Origin of the sequence: Pandoraea pulmonicola, from assembly GCF_000815105.2 — a bacterium.
Classification (GTDB): domain Bacteria; phylum Pseudomonadota; class Gammaproteobacteria; order Burkholderiales; family Burkholderiaceae; genus Pandoraea; species Pandoraea pulmonicola.
Genome location: NZ_CP010310.2, coordinates 3,652,234 through 3,668,802, shown reverse-complemented (window position 1 = coordinate 3,668,802; position 16,569 = coordinate 3,652,234). Strand labels below are relative to the sequence as shown.

At 64.9% G+C, this 16,569-nt stretch carries 16 protein-coding genes; 15 read left to right on the top strand and 1 reads right to left on the bottom strand.

The features are described from left to right. The first annotated feature begins 12 nt into the window (after positions 1 to 12). The 7 genes from RO07_RS15740 (at position 13) to RO07_RS15710 (ending at position 8,658) form a co-directional block, all read left to right on the top strand. Positions 13 to 1,986, top strand: a complete 1,974-nt coding sequence (locus RO07_RS15740) for an AMP-dependent synthetase/ligase (protein ID WP_039412109.1) — start codon at positions 13 to 15, stop codon at positions 1,984 to 1,986. Between the two features lie 78 nt (positions 1,987 to 2,064). Next, complete coding sequence (locus RO07_RS15735; protein ID WP_039412107.1) at positions 2,065 to 2,889, top strand: ABC transporter ATP-binding protein; 825 nt, start codon at positions 2,065 to 2,067, stop codon at positions 2,887 to 2,889. Positions 2,890 to 2,934: 45 nt separating this feature from the next. Continuing rightward, positions 2,935 to 3,849 (top strand): branched-chain amino acid ABC transporter permease, encoded by a 915-nt coding sequence (locus RO07_RS15730; protein ID WP_039412105.1) that lies wholly within the window; start codon positions 2,935 to 2,937, stop codon positions 3,847 to 3,849. Positions 3,850 to 3,923: 74 nt separating this feature from the next. Next, positions 3,924 to 5,000 carry a branched-chain amino acid ABC transporter permease gene (locus RO07_RS15725; protein ID WP_039412102.1) on the top strand — a complete coding sequence of 359 codons (1,077 nt, stop codon included), beginning with the start codon at positions 3,924 to 3,926 and terminating at the stop codon, positions 4,998 to 5,000. Between the two features lie 145 nt (positions 5,001 to 5,145). Then, complete coding sequence (locus tag RO07_RS15720) at positions 5,146 to 6,420, top strand: ABC transporter substrate-binding protein (protein ID WP_237171470.1); 1,275 nt, start codon at positions 5,146 to 5,148, stop codon at positions 6,418 to 6,420. A 121-nt stretch (positions 6,421 to 6,541) separates the two neighbouring features. After that, the gene (locus RO07_RS15715) at positions 6,542 to 7,354 is read left to right on the top strand and encodes an ABC transporter ATP-binding protein (protein WP_039412098.1); all 813 of its coding nucleotides are present in this window, start codon (positions 6,542 to 6,544) and stop codon (positions 7,352 to 7,354) included. A 65-nt stretch (positions 7,355 to 7,419) separates the two neighbouring features. Then, positions 7,420 to 8,658 carry a phenylacetate--CoA ligase family protein gene (locus RO07_RS15710; protein ID WP_039412095.1) on the top strand — a complete coding sequence of 413 codons (1,239 nt, stop codon included), beginning with the start codon at positions 7,420 to 7,422 and terminating at the stop codon, positions 8,656 to 8,658. Positions 8,659 to 8,811: 153 nt separating this feature from the next. On the opposite strand, the gene RO07_RS15705 is transcribed toward RO07_RS15710, so the two are convergent. After that, a complete protein-coding gene (locus tag RO07_RS15705; RefSeq protein WP_039415727.1) occupies positions 8,812 to 9,399 on the bottom strand; it encodes a MarR family winged helix-turn-helix transcriptional regulator in 588 nt (195 codons plus the stop codon). A gap of 172 nt (positions 9,400 to 9,571) precedes the next feature. On the opposite strand from RO07_RS15705, the gene RO07_RS15700 reads away from it, so the two are divergent. The 8 genes from RO07_RS15700 to RO07_RS15665 all read left to right on the top strand — a co-directional run bounded on the left by RO07_RS15700 (position 9,572) and on the right by RO07_RS15665 (position 16,382). Beyond that, positions 9,572 to 10,030 carry a VOC family protein gene (locus RO07_RS15700; protein ID WP_039412092.1) on the top strand — a complete coding sequence of 153 codons (459 nt, stop codon included), beginning with the start codon at positions 9,572 to 9,574 and terminating at the stop codon, positions 10,028 to 10,030. A gap of 30 nt (positions 10,031 to 10,060) precedes the next feature. Further along, a complete protein-coding gene (locus RO07_RS15695) occupies positions 10,061 to 10,783 on the top strand; it encodes a flavin reductase family protein (protein ID WP_052267365.1) in 723 nt (240 codons plus the stop codon). After that, on the top strand, positions 10,777 to 11,580 hold the full coding sequence (gene hpaH, locus RO07_RS15690) for a 2-oxo-hept-4-ene-1,7-dioate hydratase (RefSeq protein ID WP_039412088.1): 804 nt from the start codon (positions 10,777 to 10,779) through the stop codon (positions 11,578 to 11,580). Before RO07_RS15695 ends, hpaH begins: the two co-directional genes overlap by 7 nt. A 31-nt stretch (positions 11,581 to 11,611) precedes the next feature. Then, positions 11,612 to 12,370 carry an aldolase/citrate lyase family protein gene (locus RO07_RS15685; RefSeq protein WP_052267364.1) on the top strand — a complete coding sequence of 253 codons (759 nt, stop codon included), beginning with the start codon at positions 11,612 to 11,614 and terminating at the stop codon, positions 12,368 to 12,370. Positions 12,371 to 12,570: 200 nt separating this feature from the next. Beyond that, positions 12,571 to 13,698, top strand: a complete 1,128-nt coding sequence (locus RO07_RS15680; RefSeq protein WP_039412085.1) for an aminotransferase class V-fold PLP-dependent enzyme — start codon at positions 12,571 to 12,573, stop codon at positions 13,696 to 13,698. A 165-nt stretch (positions 13,699 to 13,863) separates the two neighbouring features. Continuing rightward, positions 13,864 to 14,577 carry an STN domain-containing protein gene (locus RO07_RS15675; RefSeq protein WP_052267363.1) on the top strand — a complete coding sequence of 238 codons (714 nt, stop codon included), beginning with the start codon at positions 13,864 to 13,866 and terminating at the stop codon, positions 14,575 to 14,577. A 2-nt stretch (positions 14,578 to 14,579) separates the two neighbouring features. Continuing rightward, complete coding sequence (locus RO07_RS15670) at positions 14,580 to 15,197, top strand: RNA polymerase sigma factor (RefSeq protein ID WP_052267362.1); 618 nt, start codon at positions 14,580 to 14,582, stop codon at positions 15,195 to 15,197. A gap of 186 nt (positions 15,198 to 15,383) precedes the next feature. Next, positions 15,384 to 16,382 carry a FecR family protein gene (locus tag RO07_RS15665; RefSeq protein WP_052267361.1) on the top strand — a complete coding sequence of 333 codons (999 nt, stop codon included), beginning with the start codon at positions 15,384 to 15,386 and terminating at the stop codon, positions 16,380 to 16,382. Positions 16,383 to 16,569 lie beyond the last annotated feature (187 nt).

Genomic DNA, 16,569 nt, shown 5'->3' with positions numbered 1-16,569 from the left:
CAGGAGACAGGCATGCAGGAGCGGACCACCTTCCCGCGTTTGTTGCTGGCGCATGCCGCGACACGAGGCGCCGAGACGGCCTATCGGGAAAAAGACCTGGGGATCTGGCAATGCTGGACCTGGCAGGAGGCGGCGCACGAAGTGCGCATGCTCGCCTGCGCGCTCGCCGCCGTCGGTTTCAAGCGTGGCGACAATCTGGCCATCGTCGGCAACAACCGCGTTCGCCTGTACTGGGCGATGACCGCCGCACAGGCGCTCGGCGGTGTGGCCGTGCCGCTGTACCAGGATGCCGTTGCCGCCGAGATGGCGCATGTGCTCGAAGACGCCGAGATCGATTTCGTCATCGCCGAAGATCAGGAACAGGTCGACAAGCTGCTGGAATTGCGTGAGCGAGGAGCTCACCTCTCGCACATCATCTACGAGGATCCGCGCGGCCTGCGCAACTACGACGCCGCCGGTCTGCAGTCGTACGACGCCGCGCTCGCGCGAGGCCGCGCGTTCGATGCGCAACATCCGCGCTACTTCGACGACGCGGTGGCCGGTGTCTCCCCGGGCGACACGGCGACGATTCTCTACACGTCCGGCACGACCGGCAAGCCCAAGGGCGTCTGCCACTCGCACGCGGGGCTGATCGGCGCCGCCTACCACGGCAGCGAGTTCGACCGGCTCGGCCCGGGCGACGAAGTGCTGTCGTATCTGCCGATGGCCTGGGTCGGCGACCACCTGTTCTCTTATGCGCAGGCGCTGGTCGCGGGTTTCACCGTCAACTGTCCCGAGTCGCCCGACACGATCTCCACCGACATGCGCGAGATCGGGCCGACGTACTACTTCGCACCGCCGCGCGTGTACGAGAACGTGCTCACGCAAGTCATGATCCGCATGGAAGACGCCAGCCGTCTCAAGCGCGGGATGTTCTCGCACTTCATGGCGGTGGCGAACCGCTGCGGCGCGGCAGTGCTCGACGGACAACCCGTGCCGCTGCTCGACCGGCTGCAGTACGCGCTGGGCAACCTCTGCGTGTATGGCCCGCTGCGCAATACGCTCGGCATGAGCCGGATCCGCACGGCGTACACCGCCGGCGAAGCCATCGGTCCGGACCTGTTCCGGTTCTACCGCGCCATCGGCGTGAACCTCAAGCAGTTCTACGGGCAGACGGAGACGTGCGCGTACGTGTGCCTGCAGCCGGACCGGCAGGTGCGCTTCGACAGCGTGGGGCCCGTCGCGCCCGGCATGGAGATCAAGATTGCCGACAACGGCGAAGTGCTGGTGCGCGGCGTGGGCTTGCTCAAGGAGTACTACAAGCGCCCGGACGCCACGCGCGAGGCGCTCGACGAGTCGGGCTATTTCCGCACGGGCGACGCTGGCATCATCGACGCCGACGGGCATCTGCGCATCATCGACCGCGCCAAGGATGTCGGCAAACTTGCCTGCGGCTCGCTGTTTGCGCCCAAGTACATCGAGAACAAGCTCAAGTTCTTCTCGTACATCAAGGAAGCGGTGGCGTTCGGCGATGGGCGCGACAGCGTCTGCGCCTTCGTCAACATCGACATGGACGCCGTGGGCAACTGGGCCGAGCGCCAGAATCTGGCCTACGCGGGCTATATCGACCTGGCCACCAACCCGCGCGTGGCGGAGCTCATTCTCGGCTGCATCGAGCAGGTGAACGCGGACCTGGCGCGCGAGTCGGCCTTCGCGGCCGCGCAGATCCATCGCTTCGTGATTCTGCACAAGGAGCTCGATCCGGACGACGACGAACTCACGCGCACGCGCAAGGTGCGTCGAGGGTTCATCGCGCAGAAATACGACGTGTTGATCGACGCGCTCTACACCGGCAAGACCTCGCAGTTCGTGGAAACGCGTGTGAAGTTCGAGGACGGTCGCGAGGGCAGCGTGAGCGCCACGCTGACCATTCACCCGGCGCGCGTGATCGGTGCGCGCTCGCCCGTCGACGATCCTGCGCCTGTCCGACTGCGTTGTGCGGCCTGACATGCAGCCTGACGCATGCGGCGCGCGCAGCGCCCCCCTTCATCGGCACCAAGCCGGAGCGAATTCGCGGGAGTTGGCATGAACGGCACGACTGGCAGCAACGATAGACGCAAGACCGGCGACGTACTGCTCGATCTGCAGCACATCAGCCTGTCGTTTGGCGGAGTGAAGGCGTTGACCGATATCTCGTTCAACGTGTACGAGCACGAGATCCGCGCGATCATCGGCCCGAACGGCGCGGGCAAGAGTTCGATGCTCAATGTGATCAACGGCGTGTATCACCCGCAGCAGGGAACCATCGTGTTCCGCGGTCAGGTCCGCCAGCGCATGCATCCGACGGCGGCCGCCCGCCAGGGCGTGGCGCGCACCTTCCAGAACATCGCGCTGTTCAAGGGCATGAGCGTGCTCGACAACATCATGACGGGGCGCAACACGCAGATGCGCGCCGGGCTGCTCGCCAGTGCGCTCTGGTGGGGACGCGCGCAGCGCGAGGAAATGGCGCACCGCGAGAAGGTCGAGGAGATCATCGACTTTCTCGAAATCCAGCACATTCGCAAGACGCCGGTCGGCCGTCTGCCGTACGGCCTGCAAAAGCGCGTCGAGCTCGCACGCGCGCTGGCCGCCGAGCCGGAGCTGCTGCTGCTCGACGAGCCGATGGCCGGCATGAACCTCGAAGAAAAGCGTGACATGTGCCGCTTCATTCTCGAAGTGAACGAGGAGTTCGGCACGACCATCGTGCTGATCGAGCACGACATGGGGGTGGTGATGGATATCTCCGACCGTGTGGTGGTGCTCGACTACGGCAAGAAAATCGGCGACGGCACGCCGGGCGAAGTCCGCTCGGATCCGGAGGTCATTCGCGCCTATCTGGGCGCAGCGCACGGCGTGCCCGCGGCGGCATGAGCGACGTCAGCAAACCGGCTTCGCGCTGGCGATAGGGAGACATCGATGCAGTTCTTTCTGGAAATCCTGATCGGCGGGCTGCTCTCGGGGGTGATGTATTCGCTCGTGGCGCTCGGTTTCGTGCTGATCTTCAAGGCCTCCGGGGTATTCAACTTCGCGCAGGGCGCGATGGTGTACTTCGCCGCGCTGTCCGTGGTCGGCCTGATGGAGCACGGGTTGCCGTTGTGGGCGGCGGCCATCGGCGCATTTGTCGTCATGATCCTCGTGAGCATGGCCACCGAGCGCTTCGTGCTGAGAAAGCTGGTGAACCAGTCGCCGATCACGCTGTTCATGGCGACCATCGGCCTGTCTTTTTTCCTCGAAGGGCTCGCCCCGCTGCTGTGGGGCAACGAGGTGCGTGCGCTGTCGCTGGGCATCGTCGACGAACCGATCGCCTCGATCATGGATTCGACCGGCTTGCTGGTGAGCAGCTTCGATCTGGCCGCGGCCGGCATTGCCGCGTTGCTCGTCGCGTTGCTCGCGCTCTTCTTCAAGGCGACGAGCATCGGTCGCGCGCTGCGCGCCGTGGCCGACGATCACCAGGCGGCACTCTCGCTGGGCATTCCTCTGCAGCGCATCTGGGTGGTGGTGTGGAGCGTATCCGGGTTCGTGGCGCTCGTGGCCGGCATGCTGTGGGGGTCGCGCAACGGCGTGCAGTTCGCGCTCACCATGACGGCGCTCAAGGCATTGCCCGTGCTGATCCTGGGCGGCTTCACGTCGATTCCCGGCGCGATTGTTGGCGGTCTGATCATCGGCGCGGCGGAAAAGCTCGCCGAGATCTACATCCCGCAATTGCTGCAAAGCCATTTCGCCGGCAACTTCGGCGGCATCGAGGGCTGGTTCCCGTATGTCTTCGCGCTGCTGTTCCTGCTGATTCGCCCGGAAGGGCTGTTCGGCGAGCGGCATATCGATCGCGTCTGAGCCGGCCGGCTTTCGCAGCGAAGCCCTCCCACGCACGCATACGCACCCAAAAGCATTCATAGCAGAGGCCACCCATGTTCTATCGCGAAGCCGGGCAGTTCAAGACGTCCTATCAGGCCGACAGCCAGATATTCCCGATCCGGCAGGACCGGGTGGCGCTCAGCGCGGTGCTGGTGATCGCGTTCGGGGTGTTGCCGTGGGTGGCATCGGAGTACTGGCTCACGGCCATTCTGGTGCCGTTCCTGGTGTTCTCGCTCGCCGCGCTGGGGCTCAACCTGCTCACCGGCTACGCCGGGCAACTTTCGCTCGGGGCGGCCGCGTTCATGGCCGTCGGGGCCTACGCCTCGTACAACTTCCAATTGCGCATCGAGGGCATGCCGATCCTTGCGTCGTTCGCGCTCGGCGGCGTGTGCGCGGCGCTCGTCGGCATTGCGTTCGGGCTGCCGTCGCTGCGCATCAAGGGTTTCTATCTGGCGGTGGCCACGCTCGCGGCACAGTTCTTCGTGCTGTGGGTGCTCACGAAATTTCCGTGGCTGTCGAACCATAGTTCCTCGGGCGTGATCACGGCGCAGAAGATATCGATCCTTGGCGTCGACGTCGACACGCCCGTGCGCAAGTACCTGTTCGTGCTCGGCGTGGTCAGCGTCATGGCGCTGGTGGCGAAGAACCTGGTGCGCTCGCACATCGGGCGCGCGTGGATGGCCGTGCGCGACATGGACGTGGCGGCCGAGGTGATCGGCATTCCGCTCATGCGCGTGAAGCTCATGGCGTTCGCGGTGAGCTCGTTCTATTGCGGGGTCGCGGGCGCGCTGTACGCCTACTGCTATCTCGGTTCCGTGGAGCCGGACGGCTTCTCGCTCGACCTCTCGTTCCGCATCCTGTTCATGATCATCATCGGCGGCGTGGGGAGCATTCTCGGCAGCTTCCTCGGCGCCGCGTTCATCCTGCTGCTGCCGATCCTGCTCGACAGCGCACTGCCGTCGATCGCCTCGGTCCTGCATCTGCCGTTCACCAATGCGACCGTCTCGCACATCCAGTTGATGGTGTTCGGCGGCCTCATCATTTTCTTCCTGATTGCCGAGCCGCACGGCCTCGCACGGCTTTGGCAGATTGCCAAGGAGAAGCTGCGCATCTGGCCTTTCCCGCATTGAGGCTCGGGCCGGGGGCGCACACCGGGACATCGTGCGTCGCCCCGAAATGTCTTGTCGCTTTGCCAACGAATAAAACCACAGACGGAGACACAGCATGAACACGAAACACTTGGCGGTCGCGTTGGGTACGGCGCTCGTGCTCGGCATGGGGAGCACGAGCACATCGTTCGCGCAGTCGAACGATCAGTTCATCGCGCTGGCCGATTATCGCGTCGGCCCGTATGGTGCGAACGGACAGTCGTTCTATGGCGGCTTCATCGACTATCTGCAATACGTCAACCTCAAGAATGGCGGCGTGAACGGCGTCAAGCTGAGTTGGGAGGAGTGCGAGACGGAGTACAACAACGCCAAGGGCGTGGAGTGCTACGAGCGCCTGAAGGGCAAGAACCCGGTCACCAAGGGCACCGCCTATCACGTGATGGCCACGGGCATTTCCTATGCGCTCATCGACAAGACCGCGACCGATCAGGTGCCGCTTGTCATGATGGGGTACGGGCGCACCGACGCGGTGGACGGCACCGTGTTCCCGTGGGCGTTTCCGCTGGTGACCACGTACCAGATGCAGGCGTCGGCCATCGTCAAGTTCCTCGCCGACAAGAACGGCGGTTCGCTGGCCGGCAAGAAGATCGTTTTCCTGTATCACGACTCGGCATACGGCAAGGAACCGATCGTGGCCATGCAGGCCGAGTCGAAGATCAACAAGTTCAACCTGATTGAAATCCCGGTCGCGCATCCGGGCAACGAGCAGGGCGCGCAGTGGTTGCGGATTCGGCAGGAGAACCCCGACTACGTGGTGTTCTGGGGCTGGGGCGTGATGAACCAGACCGCGCTCAAGGCCGCCCAGAAGGTCGGCTATCCGCGCGAGAAGATCGTCGGCAGCTGGTGGGCCGGTTCCGAGGAGGACACGGTCCCGGCCGGTCCGGCCGCCAAGGGCTACATGAGCGCCACGTGGAATGTTGCGGGCAAGCAGGTGCCTCTGATCGCCGACATCGAAAAGGTGGTCTACGGCGCGGGCAAGGGCAACATGCAGGACCCGTCGAAGGTCGGTTCGGTGCTCTACAACCGCGGCGTGTCGGCGGCCGTGGCGACGGTCGAGGCGCTCAACACCGCGCAGAACAAGTTCGGCAAGGGCAAGGTGATGACGCCGGTGCAGGTCCGCTGGGCGCTGGAGAACCTGAACATCGACGCGGCCCGCCTCAAGGCGCTGGGCGCCACCGGCCTGCTGCCCGACATCAAGACGAGCTGCACCGATCACGAAGGCTCGGGCAAGGTTCGCATCCAGCAATGGGATGGCACGAAGTGGGTGCTCGTCTCGGACTGGATCGAGGGCAATCGCCGGCTGATCCACCCGCTGTTCGAGGCCTCCGCCAAGCAGTACGCGAAGGAGAAGGGCATCACGCCCGCCTGCTACAAGATGTGATGGAGGCTCCCGCCCACCTCGCCTGCGCGCGCTGTGCGGGCGGGCTGTGTGAGGTGGGCGGGGAGCCAGCCCGACGGCCGGGGTGCGGCGCCGGTTTGAGCGACTTTCGGAGTCACGCAGCATGGAAGCGAGTTTGCGCGTCAACAACATCGAAGTGATTTACGACCACGTCATTCTGGTGCTCAAGGGCGTGTCGCTGGAAGTGCCGCAGGGCAAGATCGTGGCGCTGCTCGGCGCGAATGGCGCGGGCAAGAGCACGACGCTCAAGGCCATCTCGAATCTGCTGCATGCCGAGCGTGGAGAAGTGACGAAGGGCACCATCGACTATCGCGGCGAGCGCGTCGAGAAGCTCTCGCCCAACGGCCTGGTCAAGCGTGGCGTGATTCAGGTAATGGAGGGGCGCCACTGCTTCGGGCATCTGACGATCGAGGAGAACCTGCTCACGGGCGCCTATGTGCAGCATGCCTCGCGCAGCGCGCAGCAGCATGCGCTGGAGCGGATCTACGCCTATTTCCCGCGCCTGAAGACGCGCCGCAAGTCGCAGGCCGGCTACACGTCGGGCGGCGAGCAGCAGATGTGCGCGATCGGGCGCGCGATGATGGCGCAGCCGTCGATGATTCTGCTCGACGAGCCGTCGATGGGACTGGCGCCGCAGATCGTCGAGGAGATCTTCACGATCGTGCGCGATCTGAATCAGCGGGAGAACGTGAGCTTTCTGCTTGCCGAGCAGAACACGATGGCGGCGCTGCGCTACGCGGACTATGGCTACATCCTCGAGAACGGGCGTGTGGTGATGGACGGCGACGCGGCATCCCTCAGAGACAACGAGGACGTGAAGGAGTTCTACCTGGGGATCGCCAAGGACGGCGCCAGCAGCACGGGGAGTTTTCGCAACGTCAAGAGCTACCGCCGGCGCAAGCGCTGGATCGCATGAGCGAACGCGTGGGCGCGTGAATGCGCGACTGGCCGACCGTCAATCTTCAACGAATTCCCGTCACTATGAACGACTACTTCGACACGCTTGAAATCCGTGCGCCGGAGGCTCGCGAGCAGGCGCTGCTGGCGGCGCTGCCGGCGCAGGTGTCGCACGCCCGCACTCATGCGGCGTATTTCGCGCAGGCGCTGGACGCGGTCGACGCGAACGAGATCCGCTCGCGCGATGCGCTCGCGACGCTGCCCGTCACGCGCAAGTCCGATCTGTCGGCATACCAGTTGCGGTATCCGCCGCTGGGCGGTCTGAACGCCACGCCCGTCGGCGGGCTTGCCCACGTGTATCAGTCTCCGGGGCCGATCTACGAACCGGACGGGCGCGGCAGCGACTGGTGGCGCTTCGCACGCGCGATGTACGCCGCCGGCCTGCGCCCGGGCGATCTCGTCTACAACACATACTCGTATCACTTCACGCCGGCCGGGATGATGATCGAGACCGGTGCGGCCAGGCTCGGTTGCTGCGTGTTTCCCGCCGGTGTCGGGCAGACCGAGTTGCAGCTCGAGGCCATCCGGCATCTCAAGCCGGTGGCCTATGCCGGTACGCCGTCGTTCCTCAAGATCCTCATCGAAAAGGGCGAAGCGGCCGGGGCGGATATCAGCAGCATCCGGCGTGCGACGCTGTCCGGCGAAGCGCTGCCGCCGTCGTTGCGCGAGTGGTTCAACGGGCGCGGGATCACGGCGCGTCAACTGTATGGCACGGCGGACCTCGGCCTGATCGCGTTCGAGAGCGACGCTCAGGCTGGGCTGATCGTCGACGAGAACGTGCTGGTGGAACTGGTCGAGCCGGGCGGCACGAAGCCCGTGCCGGACGGTGAAATCGGCGAGGTGGTGGTGACGAACTTCAATCCCGACTATCCGCTGATCCGGTTTGCAACGGGCGACCTGTCGGCGGTGCAGCCGGGCATCAGCCCCTGCGGGCGCACGAACGTGCGTCTCAAGGGCTGGCTCGGACGGGCGGATCAGACCGTCAAGGTGCGCGGCATGTTCGTGCATCCTGGGCAGATCGGCGAGATCGGCAAGCGCTATCCCGAGCTCGTGCGCGTGCGTCTGCGTGTGGAAGGGCGCGTGGGCGACGACCGGATGCGCCTGCTTTGCGAGACGAGCGGCGCGCCGCCCGAAGGCCTGGCCGCCCGCGTGCGGGAGACGCTGCGCGACGTGACGAGACTGCGCGGCGAAGTCGACTTCGTCGCCGCCGGGACGCTGCCGTCCGATGGAAAGCTCGTGGAGGACGCGCGCGCCTACGATTGACGCCCATCTTCGAGTCACCGCGCGCGATGCGGCGTGGCTATCGAGGGCGTGCGTTCGACGCCCTCCGACCTGTGCGCCAGTGGCGGCGGCATGCGAGGTGTGCCGCGCTTTCGCAAGCGCCCGCAATGCAGGGCCGGGCGGATTCGGCCTCGCCTATCGTTGCTTCAGATTCAGCCAGATCGCACCGAGGATTCGCTCAAGCGCGTCGCGATCTTCCTGTTTCAGGCCATCGACCAACGCCGCACACATCGACCAGAATTTCGGCAAGGACCGTGCAAGCACATTGCGCCCCTCGTCCGTGAGCGTGAGCGAGATACTGCGTCGATCGTCATGATTGAGCGTGCGAGTCAATAGTGCCCGCTTCTCCAGCCAATCCAGCAACCCCGTGACGGTCGAACGAGTCACGCCGAAGTAGTCCGCGATGTAGGAAGGCGTCACGACCTTGCTGTCGATCAGGCCGCGCTCAGCCAATCCAAAAATCATCAGCACGTCGAACTTGTTCTCCGATAAGCCGAACTCTGCCAGCGCAGCGTTTGCGCGATGTTCGACGTCGTCCGCAAGCCACAACAACAGCAGACCCAGTCCGGCAGCTCCTCTATGGGTGTGCGGCTCCGCTGTCTGCGCCATCAACGCCAGATGAGGGCGAACCGCGCTGGTGGCGTCATTTCCAGGCGCATGGGCTTCGTGCGGGGGCTTGCGGTGAGGGGCTTCGGCTTTTGCCGTGCTCTTTCGTGCGCTCATGGCGTCAATCACTTCCGTCGCGTCGGGATTCTTGCGGTGGATTATACGATGCTCAAATAATACGTTTACGTATAATTTGGCTAACGTACTATAATTGTGAGCAGCGGCAACCCTGCCATTCGACCCATGGGCGGTCCGATGGACCGCCCATGAACATCTCACGGAGTCTGTTATGCCCATCAAGGTTCTCGAACTTCATCACGTCGGATTCGGCGTCAACCACGCCAAGGCCGATGCCATGCTCGACTTCTACCGGGACATCCTGAGCCTGCCTCAGGACCCGGCACGCTGGAAGATTCCTGGCATTTATGGTTCGTGGATCAACCTGCCCAACGGCACGCAATTGCACATACTTGGCAGCGAGGGTCTGTCTCGTTACGCGAAAGGGCCCGATCAGGACCCGGTGTCGAACCACATCGCGTTGGCGGTGGAGGACGTGCTGGCCGCCGAGCAAGTGCTCATCGAGCGCGGCATCGAGTATTTCACGCTGGATAACGTGGCATCGCCCAGCCTGAAACAGCTGTTCATGCGCGATCCGGCGGGAAATCTGGTGGAACTGCATCAGTCCAACGCTCGCCGGGCCGGTGTCGATGTCCCAGCGCAGGATGCATCGCGCTTGGGCAACGAGTAACCGCTCACCCCCTTACGGACACCTTTGCCCATGTATTTCGATATGCATTCACTCAGCGGCGAACAACGCAGCAATCTTCTGCATTCCGCCGTCCTGCCTCGCCCCATCGCCTGGGTGAGCTCTCGTAGCGCCGCGGGCGAGCTCAACGTTGCGCCGTTTTCGTTCTTCAACGTGATGTCCGGTGATCCGCCCATCCTGTGCTTCTGCGTCGATTCTCGACGCAGCGTGCTAAAGGACACCGCCCTGAACATCGCCTCACATGGCGAGTTCGTCGTGAATCTGGTGTCGTCCGCGCAGGCCCGGCGCATGGCGGTGACGTCCATCGACTTCGCAGCCGCCGTGGACGAATCCGTCGAGGCTGAACTCGTCATGGAGCCGTCACGGCTCGTCGATGTGCCGCGCATCAAGGATAGCCCCGCGTCCATGGAGTGCCGCGTGCGCGAGCTGGTCGACATCGATGGACGACGCACGCTGGTGATCGGCGACATTGTCGGCATGCATCTGATTGATGAGGCTGTGACCGATGTCCAGCGCATGTTCATCGACCCGCTGCCGATGCACCTGATCGGCCGCCTGCATAGCCCTGGCTGGTACTGCGAAGTCACGCGGGCATTCCAAATGGCGACACCTTCGCTGGCGCAGTGGCAGGACATGAAACGGGACGGGCTTGCGCAGGCATATCTCGACGGTCCGCTCCCGGCTGTCCATGCGACAGGCAACCGAACACATCACGAGGACTTGTCCCGATGCTAGGCGACAACGATATTCAGATCTTCGCGCAACAGCTCGATGCGGCGGAACAATCGCGCAAGCAGATCAAGCAGATATCGCTTGTCCGCCCGGAGATCACGATTGCCGAGGCCTACGCCATCCAGCGTGCCTGGATCGACGCGAAGCTTGCGCGCGGGCGCAAGATCATCGGCCATAAGATCGGCCTGACGTCGCGCGCCATGCAGATGGCATCCAGGATCGACGAGCCGGACTTCGGCGTGCTGCTCGACAACATGCTTTGGGAGGACGGCGGCGAAATCGACTGCGCTCGGTTGATCGTGCCGCGCGTCGAAGTGGAACTGGCGTTCGTGCTCGGTCGCACGCTGACCGGCCCCGACGTAACGCTCTGGGATGTGCTCGACGCGACCCGCTACGTCGTGCCTGCGCTCGAAATCATCGATGCGCGTTCGGAGCCGCTTGATGCGCAAACCGGCCTGCCGCGCAAGGTGTTCGATACCATCGCGGACAATGCGGCCAACGCCGGTGTCATTCTCGGTGGTCGTCCGGTGCGCCCAGCAGACGTCGACCTGCGCTGGGTGGGCGCTTTCCTGCAACGAAATGGTGTCATCGAGGAAACTGGGTTGGCCGCCGGTGTACTGAATCATCCGGCCAACGGTGTGGCTTGGCTGGCACGCAGGCTGGCGGCTTTTGAGACCGCATTGCAGCCCGGACAGATCATACTGGCGGGCTCGTTTACCCGTCCGGTCCACGCAACCCCCGGCGACACGTTCCACGCGGATTTCGGGCCGCTGGGCAGTGTGTCGTGCCGATTCGTCTGATGCCGCGATGACTGACTACGATTTGCGAGGTATGACGTTGGAAAACGCATTCAAACACACACTGGCGCGCCGTGTGCCACAGATCGGGCTATGGTTGGGGTTGGCCAGCCCCTATACCGCGGAGATGTTCGGCAGCATCGGTTTTGATTGGCTGGTGATCGATAATGAACACGCGCCGAACTCGATCGAGACGACGCTCGCCCAGTTGCAGGCGCTGGAAGGCAGCACGTCACACGCCGTCGTGCGGGCGTCGTGCGATAGCGACGTGGAAATCAAACGATGGACGGACATCGGGGTGCAGACGCTGCTGATCCCGATGATCGAAAGCGAGGAACAGGCGCGCAGAGTCGTTTCGGCCATGCGCTACCCGCCGCGGGGGCATCGCGGCGTCGGGGCGACGCTGGCGCGCGCTTCGCGCTGGCAGCAAGTACCCGATTACCTGCATCGCGCCAATGATCAGATGTGCACACTGTTGCAAGTGGAAAGCCGGGCGGGGCTCGATGCACTGACCGCCATTTGCTCGGTCGATGGCGTTGACGGTGTCTTCATCGGACCGGCCGATCTCGCCGCATCACTGGGTCATCTCGGCAACGCTGCGCATCCCGAGGTGCAAGGGGCCATCGGCGGGGCAATCGATACGATCGTCAAGTCGGGCAAGGCTGCTGGCATTCTGACAGGCGATCTCGAACTGGCGCGGAATTACCTCGCACGTGGCGCCACATTCGTCGCCGTCGGCTCGGACGTTTCGATCCTCATGTCAGGTGCCAAGGCGTTGAGATCTCTGTATTGATCCGTTTGCGACGATGCCGACGGCTCGCACGCGAGCCGTCGCTTTCGATTCACAAAGGGCACGTTCCTCTCCCCACGCTTCTTCTCCCACCTCGCTCACCGGCGCTATCCCCATCCCGGGATTGCCGTTCCGTCCGGCGCGAGTGGAATTCGTTAGAATCGGTCTTCGGCTACTTTTCACCTCATTTGTCGGAGACGCACGTGCCAGGACTACTCCCCGATGTCGACCGCGAGGGGCTCCTCGAATATTCGGTCGTCTACACCGACCGCTCGCTCAACCATATGTCGCAGCGCTTCCAGGGCGTGATGCGCGACATTTCCGCGGGCCTGAAAAAGGTCTACAACGCCACCTCGGCCGTCGTCGTGCCAGGCAGTGGCACCTTCGGCATGGAAGCCGTGGCCCGTCAGTTCGCGACCGGCAAGAAGTGCCTCGTCATTCGCAACGGCTGGTTCAGTTTCCGCTGGTCGCAGATTTTCGACATGGGGGGCATTCCGTCCGAATCGATCGTTCTGAAGGCACGTCCCGTCGAACAGGGGCGGCAGGCCGCTTATGCACCGGCACCGATCGACGAGGTGGTGGCGGCGATCCGGGAGCACAAGCCGGATCTGGTGTTCGCCCCGCACGTCGAAACCGCCTCCGGCATGATGCTGCCCGACGCCTACCTGCGTGCGGTGGCCGACGCCGTGCATGCCGTCGGCGGCATGTTCGTGCTGGACTGCATCGCTTCGGGAACGGTCTGGGTCGATATGCAGGCCTGCGGCATCGATGTGCTGATCAGCGCACCGCAAAAGGGGTGGAGCGCGTCGCCGTGCTGCGCGCTGGTCATGCTGAGCGCACTGGCCCGCGAGCGAATCGAGACGACCACGAGCACCAGCTTCGCCTGCGATCTGCGCCAATGGCTGCAGATCATGGCGGCGTACGAGAAGGGTGGCTTCGCTTACCACGCCACGATGCCCACGGACAGCCTCGCGGTGCTGCGCGACGTCATCGAGGAGACCGAGGCGTACGGTCTGGAAAAGGTGCGCGCGGAGCAGCTCGAACTCGGCAAACGCATTCGCGCGCTGCTGGGCGCCCGCGGTTTCCGCAGCGTGGCCGCCGAAGGTTTCGAGGCGCCGGGCGTGGTCGTGAGCTATACCGACGACGACGGCATCCGCTCGGGCAGGAAGTTCGCCGACGAGGGCCTGCAGATCGCGGCCGGCGTACCGCTCCGGTGCGACGAGCCCGACGACTTCAAGACCTTTCGCATCGGTTTGTTCGGTCTGGACAAACTGCACGACGTCGACGGCACGGTGGCCCGATTCACCAAGGCGTTGGATCGCATCTCGTAACGCGTATCGACCGGCGGTGCGCGCAATCGGGCGGCGCACCGCCGACTGTCATGTGTCTGTCACGCAGGCCGGGTAACTTTCAAGCCGACTCGCGTTCCGTTTTCCGCTGAGGGGGACGCGCGAGCGCTCAGGTTTCGCCCTCCAGCCAACGCCACTCTCGACGACATGACAGGCAGCTCCGCGCCGCTGCGCGCGTTCGCGCTCGCCGGCTTCGTGTTTTGCGGCGGCACACTCGCCCTCGCGCAGCCCGCGCTTCGCAGCGACGACGCCTTCCTGTCCTTCGACATCCCCGCCCAGCCCCTATCCGACTCGCTGCGCGAATTCGCGCGCGTCACTCGTCTGCCCACGTTGTATCGCAGCGAACTCGTCGTCGGGCTCGAATCGTCCGCCGTGCACGGACGTTTCGCCGCGCCGGTCGCGCTTGCCCGGATGCTGGAGAACACCGGTCTCGTGGCGCAGCGCATCGAGAGCGACACCGGCCCGGCGTTTGTGCTGCGCACGGCGGACGGTGGCGCGTCGGGTACCGGCGGACGCGGCGGCCTGGGCAATCTGGCCGGCTATCCGGCGTTCGTTCAGGCGAGCGTGATGGCCGCGCTGTGCGCGAGAGAGGACACCGCACCCGGCGGCTATCGGGCACTGCTCCGCTTTCGCGTGGGACCCGGCGGGGCGCTCGAGAGCGTCGAACTCATGAGCGGCACGGGCGACGCACACCGCGACCGCGCCATCGTCACGGGCCTGCGGCAGCTCACGCTGGACTTCGCGCCGCCGGCCGACCTGCGCCAACCTCTCACGCTGCTGATCGCGCCGAATGCGCGCCAGGGCCAGGGCGCGGGCATCGACTCACCGGCGCCGTGCGCTGCCGGCCGTCGGGACCGCTAGGTATGGCGCAAGACTCTCAACCGGCGCTCTCCGAGTACCTGGTTCGCCATTACGGTGCGCTCAAGCGCCGCGTGACGCATCTGCTTGGGAGCAGCGACCTGGCGAGCGACGCGCTGCACGACGCGTGGCTGAGAGTGAATGCCGAATCGGCGCCGGTGGACAAACAGGACGAAGGGGAGGCAACCGATGGCGACCATGACACGGACAGCGCCGCGGGGACGGCGCGCGGAGCCGACGCCGACGGCCGACGCCACGTATTGCCGTCAGCGGTGCGCAGCCCGGGCAGCTATCTGGTCCGCATGGCGTTGAACATCGCGGTGGACGCCTTGCGCCGCAACAGCCGGGCGTTGCCACTCGACGAAATCGACGCGCTCATCGAAATGGCCGATCCGGCGCCGGGACCGGCGCAGACCGCGCAGGCGCGCATCGAGATGGAGACGCTGATGCAGTGGCTCGAGCGCATGCCCGAGCGCCGGCGGGAAATCTTCGTGCTCGTGCATTTCGAGAATCTCGTCCAGGCCGAAGTCGCGCAGCGGCTGGGATGCTCGAAGCGCACCGTCGAGTACGAGCTCAAGCACGCGCACGACTATCTGGCGCGCAAGATGGAGCGCGACGCGTAATGTGCCGTAAGCATCGGAGCTGCGAAAACTTTGCGGATTTCGTCGCCGCCATCCGTCTGTTAACCGGCGGCCTCGGCAATTCCCGCTCCGGGCGCGGCGTCGACGGCCGCAGATCGGCGATGCGCGCGGCGCGCAACGCTGCCGCCGCGTGGGGCCGGGCTGGCGCTATCGAATAACTAGACAGACATGACTTCCATTCCTGACGAGCGCGAGAACACCCCCGACGAGCTGCATCGGCAAGCCTGGGTGTGGTTGCGTCTGCTCAAGTCGGATACCGTCAGGCAATGGGACGCCGAGCGGTTCAAGCATTGGCTCGACAGCAGCCCGGCGCACAAGGCGGCGTTCAACGCGGCGCGCGCGCAATGGGACAGCTACACCCCGGCCGCGGCCGCGCTCGGCCGGACGCTCCCGCGGCGAGCTCCGCCGCGTGTGCGCGTGGCGAGCCGCCGCGCGTTCCTCGGAACGATGGTCGCAGGCGGCGCGACGCTGGCGGTGGCCGCCATCGTTCATCCGCCGGCCGGACTCTGGCCGTCTCCCGGCGAATGGGGGGCGGATTACAGCACGGCCACCGGCGAGCAACGCGCGATCACGCTTGCCGGACGCGTCGACGTCACGCTCAACACCCAGACCCGCATTCGGACTGATCATGCGGCCAATGCCGCCGAGGCGTCCGGCATCGAACTCCTCAGCGGCGAGGCCGCCGTCGACCTGCCGGCGAACGCCGGGCGCGGCGGCGCGGCATTCGTTGTCGCGGCCGCCGGCGGCACGAGCTCATCCACGTCCGGCCGCTTCGAAGTGCGCAATCTCGACGGACGGGTCTGCGTGACGTGCGTTGCCGGCACGGTGCGCGTCGACCATCCGATGGGCCGGCGCCTGTTGCGCGGTGGTCAGCAGACGGTGTACGAGCGTCATCGACTGGCGGGCGTGACGATGGTCGATGCCGCGAACGTCTCGGCCTGGCGCAACGGCGAGCTGGTGTTCCGCCAGACGCGTCTGTCCGTCGTGCTCGACGAGATCAATCGCTATCGTCCAGGCCGCATCGTGCTGATGAACGACCGCGTGCGGAATCAGCCCGTGAGCGGCAGCTTCTACATCGCGTCGCTCGATCGCGCCATCGCGCAACTGCAGTACAGCTTCGATCTACAGGCTCGCGCACTGCCGGGCGGTCTGCTCATTCTCACCTGACGCGTTTCACAACGTCCGCCCCCGTGCGAGGGCGCGACGGGGCCGTTCGCCGACTTCGCCAACGTTTTGCCACGATCGTCTGCAAAAATATTTTGCGGACTCCTTTCGCCGGGTTCGTCTTAGCTCGTCACGACGTTCCACGACGCCGGCAACATGCGTCGTAGTACGTACGAATCTACGGAAACAT

Excerpts from the sequence above, each read along its gene's own strand:
- RO07_RS15740 (WP_039412109.1), top strand. The coding sequence starts at position 13 with ATGCAGGAGCGGACCACCTTCCCGCGTTTGTTGCTGGCGCATGCCGCG.
- RO07_RS15735 (WP_039412107.1), top strand. The coding sequence starts at position 2,065 with ATGAACGGCACGACTGGCAGCAACGATAGACGCAAGACCGGCGACGTA.
- RO07_RS15730 (WP_039412105.1), top strand. The coding sequence starts at position 2,935 with ATGCAGTTCTTTCTGGAAATCCTGATCGGCGGGCTGCTCTCGGGGGTG.
- RO07_RS15725 (WP_039412102.1), top strand. The coding sequence starts at position 3,924 with ATGTTCTATCGCGAAGCCGGGCAGTTCAAGACGTCCTATCAGGCCGAC.
- RO07_RS15720 (WP_237171470.1), top strand. The coding sequence starts at position 5,146 with ATGGGGAGCACGAGCACATCGTTCGCGCAGTCGAACGATCAGTTCATC.
- RO07_RS15715 (WP_039412098.1), top strand. The coding sequence starts at position 6,542 with ATGGAAGCGAGTTTGCGCGTCAACAACATCGAAGTGATTTACGACCAC.
- RO07_RS15710 (WP_039412095.1), top strand. The coding sequence starts at position 7,420 with ATGAACGACTACTTCGACACGCTTGAAATCCGTGCGCCGGAGGCTCGC.
- RO07_RS15705 (WP_039415727.1), bottom strand. The coding sequence starts at position 9,399 with ATGAGCGCACGAAAGAGCACGGCAAAAGCCGAAGCCCCTCACCGCAAG.
- RO07_RS15700 (WP_039412092.1), top strand. The coding sequence starts at position 9,572 with ATGCCCATCAAGGTTCTCGAACTTCATCACGTCGGATTCGGCGTCAAC.
- RO07_RS15695 (WP_052267365.1), top strand. The coding sequence starts at position 10,061 with ATGTATTTCGATATGCATTCACTCAGCGGCGAACAACGCAGCAATCTT.
- hpaH (WP_039412088.1), top strand. The coding sequence starts at position 10,777 with ATGCTAGGCGACAACGATATTCAGATCTTCGCGCAACAGCTCGATGCG.
- RO07_RS15685 (WP_052267364.1), top strand. The coding sequence starts at position 11,612 with ATGACGTTGGAAAACGCATTCAAACACACACTGGCGCGCCGTGTGCCA.
- RO07_RS15675 (WP_052267363.1), top strand. The coding sequence starts at position 13,864 with ATGACAGGCAGCTCCGCGCCGCTGCGCGCGTTCGCGCTCGCCGGCTTC.
- RO07_RS15670 (WP_052267362.1), top strand. The coding sequence starts at position 14,580 with ATGGCGCAAGACTCTCAACCGGCGCTCTCCGAGTACCTGGTTCGCCAT.
- RO07_RS15665 (WP_052267361.1), top strand. The coding sequence starts at position 15,384 with ATGACTTCCATTCCTGACGAGCGCGAGAACACCCCCGACGAGCTGCAT.